Raw genomic sequence first — 1,988 nt, 5'->3', positions numbered from 1 at the left:
GTACCTGCCATGACGCTGCAAGTTGTTCCCGAAGGTCTAGCCGCGGCCAGCGCTGCCGTGGAAGCGATCACCGCCCGGCTGGCAGCGGCGCACGCGGGCGCGGCCCCGCTGATCACTGCGGTGGTGCCTTCAGCGGCTGATCCGGTATCGCTGCAGACTGCAGTGGGATTCAGCGCCCAAGGCAGCGAACATGCCGCAGTGGCCGCCGAGGGTGTCGAAGAGCTGGGCCGGTCCGGTGTCGGTGTCGGTCAGTCCGGGGTCAGCTATGCCGTTGGAGATGCCGCCGCGGCCTCGTCCTACCTGGTTGCCGGCAGCTGACACATGATCGCGCCGATCTGGATGGCCTCACCGCCGGAAGTGCATTCGGCGTTGTTGAGCAGCGGTCCGGGTCCAGGGTCGCTGCTGGCGGCCGCGGCGGCGTGGACGTCATTGAGCACCGAATATGCATCGGCGGCAGGAGAACTCACCACAGTGCTGGGTGGGGTGCAGGCGGGAAGCTGGCAAGGCCCAAGCGCTGAACAGTATGTCGCTGCCCATGCGCCCTACCTGGCGTGGCTCGCGCTGGCAAGTGCGAACAGCGCCGGCGCGGCTGCACAACACGAGACCGCGGCGGCCGCCTACACCGCCGCCTTGGCCGTGATGCCGACGCTGCCCGAACTGGCCGCCAACCACATGATCCACGGCGTGTTGGTGGCGACCAACTTCTTCGGCATTAACACGATCCCGATTGCACTCAACGAGGCCGACTACGTGCGGATGTGGATTCAGGCCGCCACCACGATGACGACCTATCACGCAGTCTCCGGCACGGCATTGGCATCCGCGCCGCGCACCACACCCGCGCCGCACGTGATGAAACCCGGTGTGGGGGAGAGCAGCAACGCTTCGACGCTGCAGAACAACGCACCCGTGCAGGCGCAGTCTTGGCTCTCGGATCTGCTGAAATCCCTCCGGGATATGCTCAACCAGCTCAAGGACATATTCCCGTTCTTACTGGCGAATCCCTTGGTGCTCGCGTTCTTTGTCGGGTATCAGGTGTTCTTCAACCTGATCGGCTGGCCGACCTGGGCAATGATCTTGAGCGCCCCGATCCTGCTGCCGCTGCTCATCGGACTGGGCGTCAATTCACTGATGACGGCAACGCCGCCGGCACCCATTACGACACCCGCGGTCGTGGGACCTCCCGTCGCCGCCGCTGCCCGGTCCATGCCGGTCGTCGGCCTGGCTCCCGGGGTGGCCACACCCGCGGCGACCCCGGCTTCGGCTCCCGCAGCCGGGGCGGCGGCCGGTGCCGCGCCGGCGGCCGCGCCGGCGGCTGCCGGTTTCGGTTATGCCGTAGCCGGTTTCGGCCCACCGGGTGGGCCCGGTCCGACGTTGCATGACCGTGAGGGTGCCAAGTCGCCGGCGTCCCACATTCCGGCCGCCGCTGCCGCGGGAGTGTCGAGTCGACAGAAAACACGGGCCAGGCGGCGGCGACGGGCGGCGCTGTACGACCACGCCGACGAGTTCGCCGATATGAACGTCGAGGTCGACCCGGACTGGGATGCGGGGCCGGTTAAGCAGCCAGTCGCTGCCGCGGTGGCGTCGGAAAACGGAGCGGGGCGGTTGGGGTTTGCCGGCACGGTGGGTAAAGACACCATCGGCGATGCGGCAGGGCTGACCACACTGACCGGCAACGGCTTCGGCGGGGGACCGGCGATGCCGATGGTGCCGGGCAGCTGGCAGCCCGACGGGCCCCCTGGCTCCAACGGCGAAGGGGGAGAGCACAACTGAAGCAGAACGGTGTATCACGATGACTGGAAATCGATGAGCAAAGGATGTGAGTGATGAGTTTGTTGGATGCCCATATTCCGCAGTTGGTGGCGTCGCAGTCGGCGTTTGCGGCGAAGGCGGGGTTGATGCGGTCCACGATTGGGCAGGCTGAGCAGGAGGCTTTGTCGGCGCAGGCGTTTCATGTGGGGGAGTCTTCGGCGGCGTTTCAGGCTTCT

General features: G+C 67.0%; 2 protein-coding genes and 1 pseudogene. All 3 read left to right on the top strand.

What is annotated here, in order from left to right; translation table 11 throughout:
- The first annotated feature begins 9 nt into the window (after nt 1-9).
- Entirely contained in the window at nt 10-318 is a 309-nt protein-coding gene (locus AC5Y5W_RS24850; RefSeq protein ID WP_500013633.1) for a PE family protein, read from the top strand.
- A gap of 3 nt (nt 319-321) precedes the next feature.
- Nucleotides 322-1,773 carry a PPE family protein gene (locus AC5Y5W_RS24845; RefSeq protein WP_500013635.1) on the top strand — a complete coding sequence of 484 codons (1,452 nt, stop codon included), beginning with the start codon at nt 322-324 and terminating at the stop codon, nt 1,771-1,773.
- A gap of 53 nt (nt 1,774-1,826) precedes the next feature.
- Nucleotides 1,827-1,988, top strand: a pseudogene (esxG, locus tag AC5Y5W_RS24840) (type VII secretion system protein EsxG); the annotation flags it as partial.

Source organism: Mycobacterium sp. NGS51, assembly GCF_059812525.1.
Note: the sequence above shows the minus strand (reverse complement) of the source record. Positions and strands in the feature narration are given on the sequence as shown.